Source organism: Pseudomonas sp. CFBP 13602 (genome assembly GCF_014842725.1).
GTDB lineage: Bacteria > Pseudomonadota > Gammaproteobacteria > Pseudomonadales > Pseudomonadaceae > Aquipseudomonas > Aquipseudomonas baltica.
This window is the reverse complement of the sequence record NZ_JACYVT010000012.1, coordinates 41,302-56,245: the sequence shown is the minus strand read 5'-3', so window position 1 is coordinate 56,245 and position 14,944 is coordinate 41,302. Positions and strand designations below refer to the sequence as shown.

The 14,944-nt window shown below is 62.0% G+C and carries 13 protein-coding genes and 1 tRNA gene; 6 read left to right on the top strand and 8 right to left on the bottom strand.

Annotated features, from left to right (window positions below):
• Positions 1-188 precede the first annotated feature (188 nt).
• From IFU31_RS20845 to IFU31_RS20835, 3 genes are all read left to right on the top strand, one after another.
• The gene (locus IFU31_RS20845; protein ID WP_192104482.1) at positions 189-1,625 is read left to right on the top strand and encodes a DUF2723 domain-containing protein; all 1,437 of its coding nucleotides are present in this window, start codon (positions 189-191) and stop codon (positions 1,623-1,625) included.
• A 109-nt stretch (positions 1,626-1,734) separates the two neighbouring features.
• On the top strand, positions 1,735-1,986 hold the full coding sequence (locus IFU31_RS20840) for a helix-turn-helix transcriptional regulator (protein ID WP_192104480.1): 252 nt from the start codon (positions 1,735-1,737) through the stop codon (positions 1,984-1,986).
• On the top strand, positions 1,986-3,182 hold the full coding sequence (locus IFU31_RS20835; RefSeq protein ID WP_192104478.1) for a type II toxin-antitoxin system HipA family toxin: 1,197 nt from the start codon (positions 1,986-1,988) through the stop codon (positions 3,180-3,182). Before IFU31_RS20840 ends, IFU31_RS20835 begins: the two co-directional genes overlap by 1 nt.
• Before the next feature lie 37 nt (positions 3,183-3,219).
• Here IFU31_RS20835 and IFU31_RS20830 read toward each other — a convergent pair whose 3' ends face one another.
• The 7 genes from IFU31_RS20830 to rpsU all read right to left on the bottom strand — a co-directional run bounded on the left by IFU31_RS20830 (position 3,220) and on the right by rpsU (position 12,122).
• Positions 3,220-3,990 (bottom strand): nuclease-related domain-containing protein, encoded by a 771-nt coding sequence (locus tag IFU31_RS20830; protein ID WP_192104476.1) that lies wholly within the window; start codon positions 3,988-3,990, stop codon positions 3,220-3,222.
• Positions 3,991-4,031: 41 nt separating this feature from the next.
• Positions 4,032-4,325 (bottom strand): formate/nitrite transporter family protein, encoded by a 294-nt coding sequence (locus IFU31_RS20825; RefSeq protein WP_342345300.1) that lies wholly within the window; start codon positions 4,323-4,325, stop codon positions 4,032-4,034.
• Positions 4,314-4,390, bottom strand: a tRNA-Ile gene (locus IFU31_RS20820). Before IFU31_RS20820 ends, IFU31_RS20825 begins: the two co-directional genes overlap by 12 nt.
• A gap of 14 nt (positions 4,391-4,404) precedes the next feature.
• Positions 4,405-7,575, bottom strand: a complete 3,171-nt coding sequence (locus tag IFU31_RS20815) for a bifunctional diguanylate cyclase/phosphodiesterase (RefSeq protein WP_244657720.1) — start codon at positions 7,573-7,575, stop codon at positions 4,405-4,407.
• A gap of 152 nt (positions 7,576-7,727) precedes the next feature.
• Positions 7,728-9,572 carry an RNA polymerase sigma factor RpoD gene (rpoD, locus tag IFU31_RS20810; protein WP_122477129.1) on the bottom strand — a complete coding sequence of 615 codons (1,845 nt, stop codon included), beginning with the start codon at positions 9,570-9,572 and terminating at the stop codon, positions 7,728-7,730.
• Between the two features lie 67 nt (positions 9,573-9,639).
• A complete protein-coding gene (gene dnaG, locus IFU31_RS20805) occupies positions 9,640-11,598 on the bottom strand; it encodes a DNA primase (RefSeq protein ID WP_122477131.1) in 1,959 nt (652 codons plus the stop codon).
• Between the two features lie 308 nt (positions 11,599-11,906).
• A complete protein-coding gene (rpsU, locus tag IFU31_RS20800) occupies positions 11,907-12,122 on the bottom strand; it encodes a 30S ribosomal protein S21 (RefSeq protein ID WP_002551877.1) in 216 nt (71 codons plus the stop codon).
• Between the two features lie 195 nt (positions 12,123-12,317).
• Here rpsU and tsaD point away from each other — a divergent pair, with 195 nt between their 5' ends.
• Positions 12,318-13,343 (top strand): tRNA (adenosine(37)-N6)-threonylcarbamoyltransferase complex transferase subunit TsaD, encoded by a 1,026-nt coding sequence (gene tsaD, locus IFU31_RS20795; RefSeq protein ID WP_122477133.1) that lies wholly within the window; start codon positions 12,318-12,320, stop codon positions 13,341-13,343.
• Positions 13,344-13,361: 18 nt separating this feature from the next.
• Here the strand turns inward: tsaD and plsY are convergent, their stop codons facing one another.
• The gene (gene plsY / locus IFU31_RS20790; RefSeq protein WP_192104474.1) at positions 13,362-13,931 is read right to left on the bottom strand and encodes a glycerol-3-phosphate 1-O-acyltransferase PlsY; all 570 of its coding nucleotides are present in this window, start codon (positions 13,929-13,931) and stop codon (positions 13,362-13,364) included.
• Between the two features lie 76 nt (positions 13,932-14,007).
• On the opposite strand from plsY, the gene folB reads away from it, so the two are divergent.
• Positions 14,008-14,361 (top strand): dihydroneopterin aldolase, encoded by a 354-nt coding sequence (gene folB, locus IFU31_RS20785; protein ID WP_192104472.1) that lies wholly within the window; start codon positions 14,008-14,010, stop codon positions 14,359-14,361.
• Positions 14,352-14,867, top strand: a complete 516-nt coding sequence (gene folK / locus IFU31_RS20780; protein WP_192104470.1) for a 2-amino-4-hydroxy-6-hydroxymethyldihydropteridine diphosphokinase — start codon at positions 14,352-14,354, stop codon at positions 14,865-14,867. The genes folB and folK overlap by 10 nt, the downstream gene beginning before the upstream one ends.
• Positions 14,868-14,944: the final 77 nt, after the last annotated feature.

The following is a 14,944-nucleotide window of genomic DNA, read 5'->3' as shown; positions in this document are numbered from 1 at the left end:
TGTTTCTGGCGTCAGGCGAGCGGCAGTCTGAGTGCAATGGATTGATTAAATTGAAGTGGCAAAACTATCAATCCCTCTATAGTTCGCCACGCGATAGTTCACCTACCGATGCTGTTTGCATTCAGACCTTTACTGAACAACCCGCTGCTCGCGGTCCCTACAGAGCAAGGAACAGGAGAACAAGGAACATGAGTTCAACCCGTGGCACGCACATGCCGACCGTCGTGGCCGGCTTGATGCTGGCGTGCGCCGTGATCGCCAGCTTCCTGGCCGCCAGCGGTCCGGTGCAATGGATGGACAATGGCCTGATGCTGGCCGACGCCGCCCAGGGCCCGTTCTTCAGCTCCTCCCTGGGGCCGGTCAGCCATCCGTTCTACGCGCTCATCGCTCGCGTCATTCATGCGCTGCTGGGCATGCACCTGCTCAGCCTGCTCAACGCCATCCTCTTGCTGCCACTGGCCATGGTCGTCCACGGCCTGGCGGTCAGTGTCGGCACCCCACGCCACCTGGCGCTGCTGGCGGCAACCGCCACCGTGCTGGCCCACGCCGTGTTCTGGGCCTCCACCAAGGCCGAACCCTACGTACTGCATGCCGTGCTGATCATCGGCGCCTACTGGCTGTGTTTCGCCGCACCGGCGCGACTCGGTGCCACCGGCCGCCTGCTGGCCATCGGCGCGCTCAGTGGCCTGGCCCTGGCGATTCACCCACTGACACTGGTGGTGCTACTGCCGTTGTATGTGCAGCTGGCCGTGCAACACAAGCTGCGCCTGCTGCTGGTGCTGCCCGGCATCGCCTTGGGTTTTGCGCCAGCCTGGCCTGCCGTGATCAACGACCTGGGCACTGGCATGAGCCTGTTCGACATCACCCGCCGTTACCTGGCAGGCCCCGACCAACTGGCGATCATCGCCGGCGGCCGCAATGACACGCTCTGGCGTTTCGACGACCTGTGGCACGAGAAAAACGCCGTGGTGCTGCTGGCGTTGTCGCTGATCGGCCCGCAGATTCTTGGCCTCATCCTGTGGCCGAAAACCCGCGCGCTGCAGGTGCTCTGGGCAGCGCTGCTGCTCAACTTCCTGTTCGCCGTGTCCTACGGCGTATTCGACCGCTTTACCCTGTTCCTGCCGGGCATCGCCCTGGCCAGCATCCTCGGCGTGGTCCACCTGGCCAGATACCTGCCTGGCAGCCGTATCGGCACTGCCGTCGTCTACCTGTCGGTATTGGCGGGGCCGGTGGCCATGCTGTCGATGTGGGGGCTGTACGCCAACGGCTGGGTCAAGCTGCCGACCCACACCGAAGCCCTGCCGTTTCGCAACGACATCCGCTACTACCTGGTGCCCTACCTGCAAGACCGCTCCGCGCACCAATTCGCCCGCACCTACGAAACCTTGGTGCCGCCCGGCGCCCTGGTCGTCGCCGACACCACCCCGCTGGGCGCCCTGCGCTCCGCCCAGGCCAACGGCGCGCTGCGCGGTCGCATTCTGCAAGGCTGCGAACAGAGCACTAACATCCCGCCCTACCTGAACGGCGCCGGCGCCTTTCTGCCACGCACCAGCTTTTGCGGGAACATTGGGGAGCAGTACCGGTTGCAGGAGAATTTGCTGGGGTTTCGTTTGCAGGCGAAGTGAGGGTTTCCAGAGAGGAGCCTAAAGGCTGCACTTTGTGTCAGCCGACGCTTTATTTTCGTTAGGGTTGGGTATACGTTACATTGACCTCACTTTGTCACGTATACAGAACATGGATTACGAGCTTATTGCCATCCGTCTGGGCGCGCAAATCCGGCAACGCCGCCTCAATCGTGGCATGACTCAAGCCCGGCTTGCCGCATTAGCTTTTGTCACACGGCAGAAGGTCATCGCGATCGAGAAGGGCGATCTCTCGGTCGGCATGACCGCCTATGCACGCGTGCTCGCTGCTCTGAATTGCGAACTCACGGTCATACCTGCCGTGCTGCCCACGCTGGATGAAATTCACGGGATATTCGACTGATGCCGACCCTACTGCAGGTTTCAACCCCGGAAGGAGAGAGCGGAAGAGTGATGCGCAGCGAAGATGACTACATCTTCCGCTATCGCGATGACGCTAGTGCCCACAGGGCGATCAGTTTGCTCATGCCTCCGCGAATGGATGAATATCGCCATCGCGAACTTCATCCCATCTTCCAGATGAATCTGCCTGAGGGTTACGTGCTGGAGCAGCTGCGTAATCGCCTAGCCAAGGTGACAAACGTCGATCCAATGCTACTCCTGGCACTTTCAGGCAGCAGTTCGCCCATCGGGCGAGTCGCAGTCAACTCGCCGGAAGTCGATGCGCTGTTGCAACGCCAACAGTTCCCCGGAGAAAGGCTGGATGAGATCCTCGCCTGGGATGGTGCCGAGGACATCTTCGCCAGCCTGGTTGATCGGTACATCCTGCGTGCCGGCATCTCAGGGGTGCAACCCAAGGTGCTGGTACCTGAGCATCAAAACCACGCGCCGCAGCGATTCACCTCGAAAACGTCCGAACTGATCATCAAGAGCGGCCGAGATGAATTCCCTGGCCTGGCGATCAACGAGTTTCTCTGCATGTCCGTGGCCAAGGCTTCTGGAATCGTCGTGCCGGAATTCTACCTGTCCGATAACACCAAACTATTCGTCATGCGCCGCTTCGATCGGGACGAGCAGCTCAACCCCATTGGCTTCGAGGACATGACAGCCCTCATGGGCCTGGCTGCCGAACAGAAGTACAGCAAGAGCTACTCGTCCATTGCCAGAGCCATCCGTATGTTCTGCGCCCCGGACCGGATAGAGCATTCACTGTCTCAGCTATTCGCCATCGTGACTCTCAGCTGCATCGTCGGCAACGGCGATGCTCATCTGAAAAACTTCGGACTGCTCTACGCCAATCCCGCCCAGGGCGATGCACGGCTTGCACCCGCCTACGACATCGTCAACACCACGGCCTATATCCCTGACGACGTACTTGCCCTGGACTTGATCGGCAACAAATCAATGTTCGCCTCGCGACAGGGCCTGCTGGATTTCGCCCAGCTCTGTGCTGTAGAGCAGCCACAAGAAGTGATCCGCAGGCAATTGGAGGCGTTGGAGCAGGTGCTGGCGAGCTCGGGTGAGGTGACGGAGCAAGCGCAGCACGTGGTCGCCGCAATACAGAAAAGTGCCGATCCCTTCAGGCAAACATTTGGGTAGTTTGCCTTCAATCAAGAGTCTGATGGAGCGCAGCACCTTAGAGACTTTGCATGACTCGACACTTGGGAAAAGCCGAACATCCCCAAAATTGCTGACCCACATTAGCTCCCGTTTTCCGCGTGCGAATGACCAGCGCACTGCCGCACTTCGGGCAACAACGTTCAGCGCTTGGATCGCCGCGACGCTTGAGGTGTTGCACGTGTTCGCGATGAGTCGCAAGGCTCGGCGCCAGACGTCCGGCCTTCAATGCTTGCAACATGTCATCGACTTCCGCCTCGCTGAACACCCCCTGCCGAAACGACTTGATATAGCGGATGAAGCCGATGCCCCGAGTCACGTTGGCCGGCATATCGGTCTTGAACGTACTGCCCCCAACGAACGTGATCACCGAATGCAAGTGGGCAGGGCTCACCCCCAAAGTGACTTCCAGCGCCTTCAGATGTTTGTAGTTCTGCCGAAGAGGGTTCTGGAATTTGAAGCTGCGCCTGGGAAACTTCTGCGTCCACTGCGCCTGTTGTTCAGTGCCGAAAATCCAGCCGCTCATGTTCTTCGTTTCCAGCACGAAAATGCCATGGACCGAGAGAAACACGTGATCGATCTGCGTCGTGCCGTCAGGCGTATTCAGGGTGACGTTATGCAGGCGGCGATAGGTGTGTTGGTCCAGTTGCCAGCGTGCAAACAAGCGTATCAGCAGCTCACCGATATGACCCTTGACCCACGGCGACTTGAACAACGTGATGAGCAACAGGAGCGGAAGCGCCCAGCTCAGCGTGCCCCAGAGCTGGGCGATGAGGGGTGTGAAATCCATTTCTCAACCTTGATGACAGTACCAACGCCAGCATAGCTGGATTATTTCTGCGTTCGCGAGCTACTGGCCGTGGCTGACGCTTCGGAGCCGGTTGCCGTCTTGAAGTACGCCACATGATAGGCCAGCCCGACGAAGACCGCGCCTCCCACGGCGTTACCCAGGAATACCGGAACGAAGTTATCGCCAAACTGCGCCCAGCTCAAAGCCCCGGCAAAGATCGCCGCCGGTATGACGAACATATTGGCGACCACGTGCTGGAAGCCGATCGCGACAAAGGCCTTTCCAAAACAAAAAAAGCCGCGCAAAGCGCGGCTCTCGAATCTTGGTGGGCCCAGTAGGACTCGAACCTACGACCAAGGGATTATGAGTCCCCTGCTCTAACCAACTGAGCTATAGGCCCCAGAAGGCCGCCGATTATAGCGATGGATTGAAGGGAGTGCTATCCGAAAAATCCGAAAGGCGCATACGAAGAAAGGTCGCGGCGAAACGCTCGGGGGGCAGGGGCAGGCTGACCAGGTAGCCCTGGATCTGCTCGCAGCCTTCGCGGGCGAGGAATGCCTGCTGTGCGGGGGTTTCCACGCCTTCGGCGATGACGGTCAGTTGCATGCTGCGGCCCAGCGCGATGATGGCCCGCACGATGGCGGCATCGTGGGGGTCGTCGGGCAGGCCGCGGACGAACGACTGGTCGATCTTGAGGATGTCCAGCGGCAGGCGCTTGAGGTAGCTCAGCGAGGAGTAGCCAGTGCCGAAGTCGTCGATGGCCAGCTGTACGCCCAGGCGCTTGAGTTGATGCAGCACCACCAAGGCTTCTTCGGCCTGGCTCATGATGAAGTTTTCGGTGATCTCCAGCTGCAGCGACTGCGGGCGCAGGCCGCTGTCGGCCAGCAGTCCTTCGATGCGCTTGAGCAGGTTGGGCTGGCGCAGCTGGGCGCCGGCAAGGTTGACCGACAGCGGGCCGAACTCGTGGTACAGCCGTTTCCACTCGCACATCTGTCGGCAGGCCTGTTCCAGCACCCAATCGCCGAGCTGCAGGATCATCCCGTTCTCTTCGGCCAGCGAAATGAATTGCTCGGGCGGCACGTCGCCGAAGTTGGGGTGCTTCCAGCGGATCAGCGCTTCGGCGCCCACCAGGCTGTGGGTGTCGATGCTGAACTTGGGCTGATAGCTCAGGCTCAGCTCGTCGCGCTCGATCGCGCGGCGCAGCTCGTGCTCCAGCGCGATGCGGGTGGTCGCCTGGGTGGTGAGGTCGCGGGTGTAGCTCTCTACCCGGTTGCGGCCCTTGGCCTTGGAGCGGTACATGGCGGCATCGGCGTTCTTGACCAGGGTGGCGACGTCGCTGCCATCCTGTGGATACAGGCTGGTGCCGATACTGGCGCTGGTGAAGAACTCGTGGTCGCCGGCCTGGAACGGCGCAGTAAAGCAGGCCAGGACCTTGGCGGCGATATGCTCGGCATCGCTGGCGTGGGCCAGGCCCGGCAGCAGGATGATGAACTCGTCGCCGCCCAGGCGCGCCACGGTGTCGATGTCGCGCACTTGCTCCTTGAGGCGCTGGGCGATGCCCTTGAGCAGCAGGTCGCCCACCGGGTGGCCGAGGCTGTCGTTGATGTGTTTGAAACGATCGAGATCGAGGAACAGCACCGCGCCCTGGCCGCCGGCTTCGGTCTGGCTGGCCAGGGCGGCGGCCAACCGGCTTTCGAACAGGGTGCGGTTGGGCAGGCCGGTCAGGGGGTCGTGATGGGCCTGATAGTCCAGACGCGCCTGGGCGTGCTTGAGGCTGGAAATGTCGGCGAACACGGCCACGAAATGGGTGATCGCTTCGTCGCCGTTGCGCACCGAGCTGATGGTCAGCCAGCTGGGGTACAGCTCGCCGTTCTTGCGCCGGTTGCAGATCTCGCCCTGCCAATGCCCTTCGGCCGCCAGCCGATGCCACATGGCGATGTAGAACGCGCTGTCGTGCTGGCCCGAGGCGAGCAGGCGAGGGGTCTGCCCCAGCACCTCCTGTTCGCTGAAGCCAGTGATCTCGGTGAAGGCGCGGTTGACCATGCTGATGCGCTGCTGGGTGTCGGTGATCAGCACGCCCTCGGCGGTGCTCTCGAACACGGTCGCCGCCAGCGCCAGCTTGTGCTGCATCTGGTGGCGCTCGGTGATGTCGCGGGCAATTGTCAGCATGCAAGCGTCGCCGCCGATCGGCAGCGGGCGCACCGACACCTCACAGAGTCGCACCTGGCCATCGATGCGCCGAATACGGCAGGCGAAGTCGCGAACGAAGCCTTGCCGCTGCAGTTTCTCCAATAGCCGCTTGCGCTCGTTGGGGTCGGCCCAGATGCCCAGCTCCAGGGTCGAGCGATCCAGCGAGGTCTTGCTCTTGTGCCCGGTCATGATGCTGAAGCCTTCGTTGACCTCGATCAGCAGCCCGTCACTCTGCCGGGTCAGCAGCATACCGTCGGGCGAGGCGTGGAACGCCTTGGCGAATTTCTCTTCGGAAATCTGCAGGCGTTGCTGGGTCTGCTTCAGCTCGCTGATGTCGCGCACCACCACGACCAGAGCAGCGGTGGTTTCCAGTTCGAACGGCTCGGCCGAGAGCAGGCCGGTGAAGCGCTGGCCGTTGTCGCGGCGAAAGGTCATCTCCAGGTTGCGCACGCTGCCGCCCTGCAGGCGCTTGAGCAAGCGCGGTGCCACGCCGTCCACGCCCCAGATATCCAGCTCGGCGGCGCGGCGTCCGACCACCTGAGGCGCCTTGAGGCCGATCTGCTCTTCGAAGGCCTCGTTGACCTCCAGCAGGCAGCCGTCGCTGAGCCGCGCGATGACCAGGATGTCGGGGCACTGGCGGAACACCGAGGCGAATTTCTGCTCGGACAGGCGCTGGGCCTCCTCGATCTTCTTGGTTTCGCTGATGTCGATCATCAGGCCGCGCATCACCGGGCGCAGGTCATGCTTGATCAGGCTGACGATGTCGCGTACCCACAGGCTGCGTCCGTCGGCGGTGATCACCCGGTATTCAAGGGCATGTCCGACGCCTGCGGCGGTCTGTTCCGAGCAGTAGGCGCGCGCTCGGCGGGCGTCCTCGGGGTGCAGGATGCGCTGCCAGAAGCCCGGCTCCAGCCAGCTCTGCAGAGGGTAGCCCAGCAGGGCCTCGGCATGGGGCGAGACGTAACTGTAGGTGTAGTCGGAGGTGTCGGCTTCCCAGGCGATGGCCGAAAGGCTCTCGACCAAGCCGCGGTAATGGTATTCGCTGCTGCGCAGCTCATGCTCCAGGGCAATGCGCTGGCTGATCTCCGAGGTCAGGCGACGGTTGATGCGGATCACCACGCCCAGAGCAATCACCAACATGACCAGCCCTGGCAGACCGTAGATCAGGGTGTTGTACCAGTCGCGCGCGGGCGCGGCATCGGCCACAGTCTCCTCGTCCAGCGACGGCGCGCGGTCGCTTGCCAGCGCTGCGAACGCAGGGCGCGCGTTTGTGCCGTCGGTGTGCAACGACGCACGTTCAAGTTGCCCTGGCGGGTAGCCAGCGGGAGGAGGGGTGTCGGCGATGGCTGGCCCGGCGAGCGAAGTCAGCAGCACAAGTGCCGGCAGTCGATGCATGGCAGCCTCGTTGGACCAGCGCAGAAAAGGCCAGTGTAGTCGGGCGCGGCGGCCAGCGGGAAGAGGGGGTGATAACAAACTTGAAGGCCATCGGTCCATGATGCAAAACCCCCGACAGGGCCGGGGGTTCTGGTGGTGCTCGTCGCAGAAGCTTATTCGTCGAGGAACGAGCGCAGGTGCTCGCTTCTGGTCGGGTGACGCAGCTTGCGCAGCGCCTTGGCTTCGATCTGGCGGATACGCTCGCGGGTAACATCGAACTGCTTGCCGACTTCCTCGAGGGTGTGGTCGGTGTTCATGTCGATGCCGAAACGCATGCGCAGCACCTTGGCTTCCCGTGCAGTAAGGCCGCCCAGCACTTCGCGCGTGGCTTCCTTGAGGCTCTCCACGGTGGCCACGTCGATCGGCGACTGCATGGTGGAGTCTTCGATGAAGTCACCCAGATGGGAGTCTTCGTCGTCACCAATCGGCGTCTCCATGGAGATAGGCTCCTTGGCGATCTTCAAGACCTTGCGGATCTTGTCCTCGGGCATCTCCATGCGCTCGCCCAGCTCTTCAGGCGTAGGCTCGCGACCCATCTCCTGCAGCATCTGCCGCGAAATGCGGTTGAGCTTGTTAATGGTCTCGATCATGTGCACCGGAATACGGATGGTGCGTGCCTGGTCGGCGATCGAGCGAGTGATGGCCTGACGAATCCACCAGGTGGCGTACGTCGAGAACTTGTAGCCGCGACGGTATTCGAACTTGTCCACCGCCTTCATCAAGCCGATGTTGCCTTCCTGGATCAGGTCGAGGAATTGCAGGCCACGGTTGGTGTACTTCTTGGCAATCGAGATCACCAGACGCAGGTTGGCCTCGACCATCTCTTTCTTCGCCCGACGCGCCTTGGCTTCGCCAATCGACATGCGACGGTTGATGTCCTTGATCTCGGCGATGGTCAGGCCGGTTTCCGCTTCCAACGCGCTCAGCTTCTGCTGGCAGCGCTGGATGTCGGCCTGCAGGCGACCGATGGCTTCGGCGTACTTCGCCTTGCCGTTGGCCAGGGCATCGCTCCAGGTCTGGTCGACTTCGTTGCCGGGGAACTGGCGCAGGAAGTCGGCACGCGGCATGCGTGCATCACGCACGCACAGCTGCATGATGGCGCGTTCCTGCTGACGCAGACGCTCCAGAGCACCACGAACACGCTCCACCAGGCCTTCGAACTGCTTGGGCACCAGCTTGATCGGCATGAACAGCTCGGCCAGCAGCAGCATCTCGGCAATGCCTTGCTTGCTGTGGCGGCCATGCTTCTTCAAAGCCTTCAAGGTAACGGCGAGCTGGTCGGACACGGCGCCGAAGCGCTGCTGTGCGATGACGGGATCCGGACCGCTTTCGACTTCGTCCTCGTCGTCGCTGTTGGCTTCGTCGTCGTCGTCATCCTTGCCATCGGCCTTGTCGGCCGATTTCTCGACCGGCGGCGGTACCTCGGCCGGCGGCGCAATGCCTTCGTCCGGGTCGATGTAGCCGCTGAGCACGTCGGACAGGCGGCCGCCCTCGGTGGTCACACGATCGTATTCGCTGAGGATGTGCTCGACCGTGCCGGGGAAGTGCGCAATTGCGCCCATCACTTCACGGATGCCCTCTTCGATACGTTTGGCGATTTCGATTTCGCCTTCACGCGTGAGCAGCTCGACCGTACCCATTTCGCGCATGTACATGCGCACCGGGTCGGTCGTGCGACCGATGTCGGTCTCGACCGCGGCCAACGCGGCAGCGGCCTCTTCGGCCGCCGCTTCGTCGGTATCGGCTTCGGCCAACAAAAGGGCATCCGCATCCGGAGCACTCTCGAATACGTTGATCCCCATGTCGTTGATCATGCGGATGATGTCTTCCACCTGCTCCGGATCTGAAATATCCTCGGGCAGGTGATCGTTGACCTCGGCGTAAGTCAGGTAACCCTGCTCACGACCACGGGTGATCAACTCTTTGATACGAGACTGCTGTTGCGCTTTTCCGGACATAACACCCTATCCACTGAAGGTCTTGGCGGGCAAAAAACAAGCCGAGGATTATACCCGAGCTAGGACCTCACGCGCCAGTTGAGGTCGGGGTTTGTGCGTGAACATTGCGGCTGAGTAGCTCGCGCAGTTGATTCTTTTCCTCTGCGCTCAGTTCACTCTGTCTTGATTTTCTGAGCAAATGCTCGAGACAACGCTCGCGTTGGCGAGCGGACAAGCTAGTTATAGTGTCGAAAAACTGTTGTTCAAGGTTATCGGCATCGATCAGCCATTCTTTCTCGGCCAGTGCTCGCAGCAGCTTGCCCTGTTCGGTGCCGTGCCAGCGCGCGATCAACTGCAGAGAGCGTAGCTTAGGATTCTTCTGCAGGGCTTCGAGCAATGCCACCAGCAACTGCGCGTGTACCTGTTCTTCATCGGCAAAATGGCTGACGTCCTCGACCTTTTCCGCCAGTTGCGGGTAGTGCAGCAAGGTTCGCAGCGCGCTCAGGGTAGGCGGCTCGACGGTCACCGGCGTGCGCGGCTGCGGGCGCGGCTCGAAATCACGCTTGCCTTTGCCCTTCCAGGGCTTGCCTTCCCATTTCTTCCCGCCTGGCTTGGCCGATGTCCATTGTTGCTGTGGTTCGAAGGCCGGCGGCGCATGAAAGTCACTGAAGTCGGGCGAATAACCCGGCATCGAATCGTAATCGGCCAGCGGATCATGGCTGGGCATCGGTGCGGCAGGGGCGCTTTGCACCAGCTGGCTGACAGCCTCGCCGCTCAAGCCGGTGATCTGGCTCAGGCGGTTGCGCATCAACGTGCGCAGATTGGCGCCGGGCACCTTGTCGATCAGCGGCGCAGCCAGTGTCGCCATGTGCGCCTTGCCTTCGAGCGAGCGCGGATCGGCTTCTTCGGTCAACTGCTGGAAAAAATAGTCGGCCAGCGGCTGTGCGTGCTGGTTGATGCGGGCGCGGAAGGCGTCTGTTCCCTCAGAGCGCACCAGAGTATCCGGGTCTTCGCCTTCGGGCAGAAACAGGAAGCGCGCCTTGCGCCCATCCTGCAGGCTCGGCAGTGCAGCTTCCAGTGCGCGCCAGGCGGCATTGCGGCCGGCCTGGTCGCCGTCGAAGCAGAACAGCACGCTGGGCACCACGCGGAACAAGCGCTTGAGATGTTCCTCGCTGGTGGCCGTGCCCAGGGTCGCGACGGCATTGCGCAGGCCTTGCTGGGCCAGGGCAATGACGTCCATGTAGCCTTCCACGACGATGATCTCGTCGAGGTTGCGGTTGTGCTTGCGTGCCTCGTACAGGCCGTACAGCTCCTGGCCCTTGTGGAACACCGGGGTTTCCGGCGAGTTCAGGTACTTGGGCTTGTCGTCACCGAGCACGCGGCCACCGAAGGCGATGACCCGTCCGCGGCTGTCGCGGATGGGGAACATCACGCGGTCGCGAAAACGGTCGTAACGCTTGCCGGAGTCGGCGTTCTCCACCAGCAGGCCGGCGTCGATCATGGCTTTCTGTTGCAGGCTGTCGCTGCTCAGGTGCTTGAACAGGTTGTCCCAGCCGGGCGGGGCGAAGCCCAGGCCGAAATCGCGGGCGATCTCGCCGGACAGGCCCCGACCCTTGAGGTAGTCGACTGCCGCGCGACGTTGCGCATGCCCCTTGAGCGCCATGCGGTAGAACTGCGCGGCAGCTTCAAGCAAGGGGTACAGCGGTGAGTCGGTGGGCTGGCGAGGCTTGCTGTTGCGCCCGCTGTCTTCGCGCGGCACTTCCATGCCGGCGGCCTTGGCCAGTTCCTCGACGGCCTGGGGGAAGTCCAGGTTGTCGTGGTCCATGATGAAGCCAAGGGCATTGCCGCCCGCGCCGCAGCCAAAACAGTAATAGAACTGCTTGTCGGGGCTGACGCTGAACGAGGGAGTCTTTTCCTTGTGGAACGGGCAGCAGGCGGTGTAGTTCTTGCCGGCTTTCTTCATTTGCAGGCGAGACTGCACGACATCGACGATATCGGTGCGGTTGAGCAGGTCGTCGATGAAGCCTTGGGGAATCAGCCCGGCCATGGCGTTCTCTTTATCAGCAGCCCAGGAGCGGAAGTGTACCCATTGGAAATCGGTCTGGCAGGTGTTGCAGCGCAGATTTCTGTATCGGAAACGTCTGTACGTTCAACGGAGCCCGGGGGCAGCAGTCGAAGCAGGGCGTTACCAAAGGAATAAGTGTGCTCGTCTGCAGCCTTGCAAGGCTCGTCAGAATGACGCGCACGATCTGGCGATGAAACCAGTTCTGACGGTTGAGGCGGGGTACTGCTGCAACTGCCGGCAGCCCGGCTGTGGGCCGGGCAAGGCAGAAGCTTGCAACGAACGTCTGTGTATTAGTACAGACGAACGGCGCGGCGCTGTTCGCGCTGGACTTTCTTGGCGTGGCGTTTGACAGCGGCTGCTGCCTTGCGCTTACGCTCCGAAGTCGGCTTCTCGTAAAATTCGCGGCTACGAACTTCAGCCAGTACACCGGCTTTTTCGCAGGAGCGCTTGAAACGACGCAGAGCTACGTCGAAGGGTTCGTTCTCTTTAACTTTGACGGCTGGCATCCAGAGCTACCTTCATTCATTACCGGGGTCGACATCTCATGGCAAAATCGCGCATAAGTACGTCGGTTTTTAAGGGTTGCGGATGTTAACCCTTACCCGACAGGAATGCAAAGCCTCTGATCGAAAACCGCTGGTCGGTGCCTTGTTCGACGACTATCATGCGCGCCTTCGAATAGAGCTCCACAAGGCCTGGCCATGCTAGTACTGGGATTGGAAACGTCCTGCGACGAAACCGGTGTCGCATTATACGACAGCGAACGCGGCCTGCTGGCCGACGCGCTGTTCAGCCAGATCGACCTGCATCGCGCCTATGGCGGGGTCGTGCCCGAGCTTGCCTCGCGCGATCACGTCAAACGCATGCTGCCGTTGATCCGCCAGGTCTTGGCCGAAGCCGACTGCGCGGCAACCGAGATCGACGCCATCGCCTACACGGCCGGCCCCGGCCTGGTCGGGGCGCTGCTGGTAGGTGCCTCCTGTGCGCAGGCGCTGGCGTTCGCCTGGGACATACCGGCTCTGGGCGTTCATCACATGGAAGGCCACCTGTTGGCGCCCATGCTGGAAGAGCAGCCGCCGCAGTTTCCGTTCGTCGCTCTGCTGGTGTCCGGCGGCCATACGCAATTGGTGCAGGTCGACGGTATTGGCCAGTATGCGTTGCTGGGCGAGACCCTGGACGATGCCGCCGGGGAAGCCTTCGACAAGACCGCCAAGCTGATCGGCCTGAATTACCCGGGTGGCCCGGAGATCGCTCGCTTGGCCAGGCAGGGTGTGGCGGGGCGCTTTACCTTCCCCCGACCGATGTGCGACCGCCCTGGCCTGGATTTCAGTTTCAGCGGCTTGAAGACCTTCGCCCTCAACACCTGGCAGCAGTGCCGCAGCGCCGGAGACGACGGCGAGCAGACCCGCTGCGACATCTCCCTGGCCTTCGAGCAGGCGGTGGTCGATACCCTGACCTACAAATGCCGTCGCGCCTTGAAGCAGACCGGCCTCAAGCGTCTGGTGATCGCCGGCGGGGTGAGCGCCAACCAGTCGCTGCGCCAGGGCCTGGAAAAAATGCTGGGTGAACTGGGTGGCAATGTCTATTACGCCCGTCCGCAGTTCTGTACGGATAACGGCGCAATGATCGCCTATGCTGGTTGTCAGCGGCTGTTGGCCGGCCAGCAGGAAACCCTGGCGATCAGTGTCCAGGCACGTTGGCCAATGGAGCAGTTGCCACCGCTTTGAACGTGCTGGCCAGCCCGCTCAGAAGTGACGCTCGCGGCCGGCGAACAGATCGCGCAGGTTGCCGCGGTGACGCCAGATCACCAGCACCGTCAGCACGCTCATGGGTAGCAGCGCCTCAGGGCGCTGCCAGGCCAGTAACGGCAGGGTCAGGGGCGTGGCGATCAGGGCCGCCAGCGAACTGGTGCGGGTGAGCCGAAAGGTCAGCGCCCAGGCCAGCATTGCCAGCAGTGCAGCGGGTGGGTACAGCCCCAGCAGCAGGCCAGCGGAGGTGGCCACGCCCTTGCCGCCCTTGAAGTGGAAATACAGCGGGAACAGGTGGCCGATTACCGCGCAGAGCCCGATCCAGGCTTGCTGCCCGAGGGTCATCCCGGCCCAGGCGGCGGCCAGCACCGGCAGCAAACCCTTGCACAAGTCGCCCAGCAGAGTGAGGATGGCGAGCTTTTTACCGGCCAGGCGCAGCATGTTGGTTGCCCCGGCGTTGCCCGAACCGCTCATTCGCGGGTCGGGAGTGCCCGTCGCGCGACTGAGCACGATAGCGAAGGACAGCGAGCCGAGCAGGTAGGCGCCAAGCGCCAGCAACCAGAACATGCTTACTATTTCCGGGTCTGGAAACCCTTGATTCTAACGGCGCCTGGCGCCCTTGTCGTGCTGCGGAGTGAAGTGCTTGGACAGAGTGTTTATCGAAGGTCTGGAGGTCGACACGGTGATCGGCGCCTACGATTGGGAGCGTGACATTCGTCAGTGCCTGCGTCTGGACCTGGTGTTTGCCTGGGACAACCGCCCGGCTGCGGCTGGCGACGACCTCACCCTGGCCCTCGACTATGCGACGGTGTCGCAGCGCGTCCAGGCATTTGCCGCGCAGGCTCGCTTCGAACTGGTCGAGACGTTCGCCGAACGTCTGGCCCAGCAGTTGATGAGCGAATTCGGCATTCCCTGGCTGCGGCTCAAGATCACCAAGCCGGGTGCCGTCGCGGCGGCGCAAGGTGTCGGTGTGGAGATCGAGCGCGGATGTCGCTGAATAGAATCTACCTGGGCCTGGGCAGCAACACCGACCGAGAACGCCATCTGTGTGCGGGGCTCGATGCGTTGGCGTCCTTGCTCGTGGACATGCGCTGTTCAGCGGTATTCGAAAGCCAGCCGGTAGGCATCAAGAGCGGCCCGTTCTTCAATCTGGTGGTAACCGGGCTGACCGACTTGCCGTTGACCGCACTGGATCGTCGGTTGAAGTTCATCGAAGCCGACAATGGCCGCTACGCCCCGGAGCGCAAAGGTCTGCCGTTGGATATCGATGTATTGCTGTACGGCGACCTGGTCGGTAACTTCGACGGACTGGTGCTGCCCCGTGCCGAAATTCTGAAAAATGCGTTTGTACTGTGGCCATTGGCATTGATCGCGCCAGAGTTGGTGCATCCAGGCGCAGGGGTGAGTCTTGACCAGCTTTGGCGCGAGTCGAACATCGATCAGGTGTTGGCCCCCGTTCCATTCGAATGGCGCGGGCAGCAATTGACTCCCGTCACGCTTTGAATCATCACCGTCTTCTTCACAAGCACAGCTCCCCACCTGTGGGAGCGGGTCTCTGCCCGCGAAGAGGCCCCCAAGGC

What these genes read in the sequence shown, in the direction of transcription:
- tsaD (WP_122477133.1), top strand. Translation starts at nt 12,318, where the DNA reads ATGCTAGTACTGGGATTGGAAACGTCCTGCGACGAAACCGGTGTCGCA.
- IFU31_RS20815 (WP_244657720.1), bottom strand. Translation starts at nt 7,575, where the DNA reads ATGCATCGACTGCCGGCACTTGTGCTGCTGACTTCGCTCGCCGGGCCA.
- folK (WP_192104470.1), top strand. Translation starts at nt 14,352, where the DNA reads ATGTCGCTGAATAGAATCTACCTGGGCCTGGGCAGCAACACCGACCGA.
- IFU31_RS20840 (WP_192104480.1), top strand. Translation starts at nt 1,735, where the DNA reads ATGGATTACGAGCTTATTGCCATCCGTCTGGGCGCGCAAATCCGGCAA.
- IFU31_RS20845 (WP_192104482.1), top strand. Translation starts at nt 189, where the DNA reads ATGAGTTCAACCCGTGGCACGCACATGCCGACCGTCGTGGCCGGCTTG.
- IFU31_RS20835 (WP_192104478.1), top strand. Translation starts at nt 1,986, where the DNA reads ATGCCGACCCTACTGCAGGTTTCAACCCCGGAAGGAGAGAGCGGAAGA.
- plsY (WP_192104474.1), bottom strand. Translation starts at nt 13,931, where the DNA reads ATGTTCTGGTTGCTGGCGCTTGGCGCCTACCTGCTCGGCTCGCTGTCC.
- rpoD (WP_122477129.1), bottom strand. Translation starts at nt 9,572, where the DNA reads ATGTCCGGAAAAGCGCAACAGCAGTCTCGTATCAAAGAGTTGATCACC.
- dnaG (WP_122477131.1), bottom strand. Translation starts at nt 11,598, where the DNA reads ATGGCCGGGCTGATTCCCCAAGGCTTCATCGACGACCTGCTCAACCGC.
- rpsU (WP_002551877.1), bottom strand. Translation starts at nt 12,122, where the DNA reads ATGCCAGCCGTCAAAGTTAAAGAGAACGAACCCTTCGACGTAGCTCTG.
- IFU31_RS20830 (WP_192104476.1), bottom strand. Translation starts at nt 3,990, where the DNA reads ATGGATTTCACACCCCTCATCGCCCAGCTCTGGGGCACGCTGAGCTGG.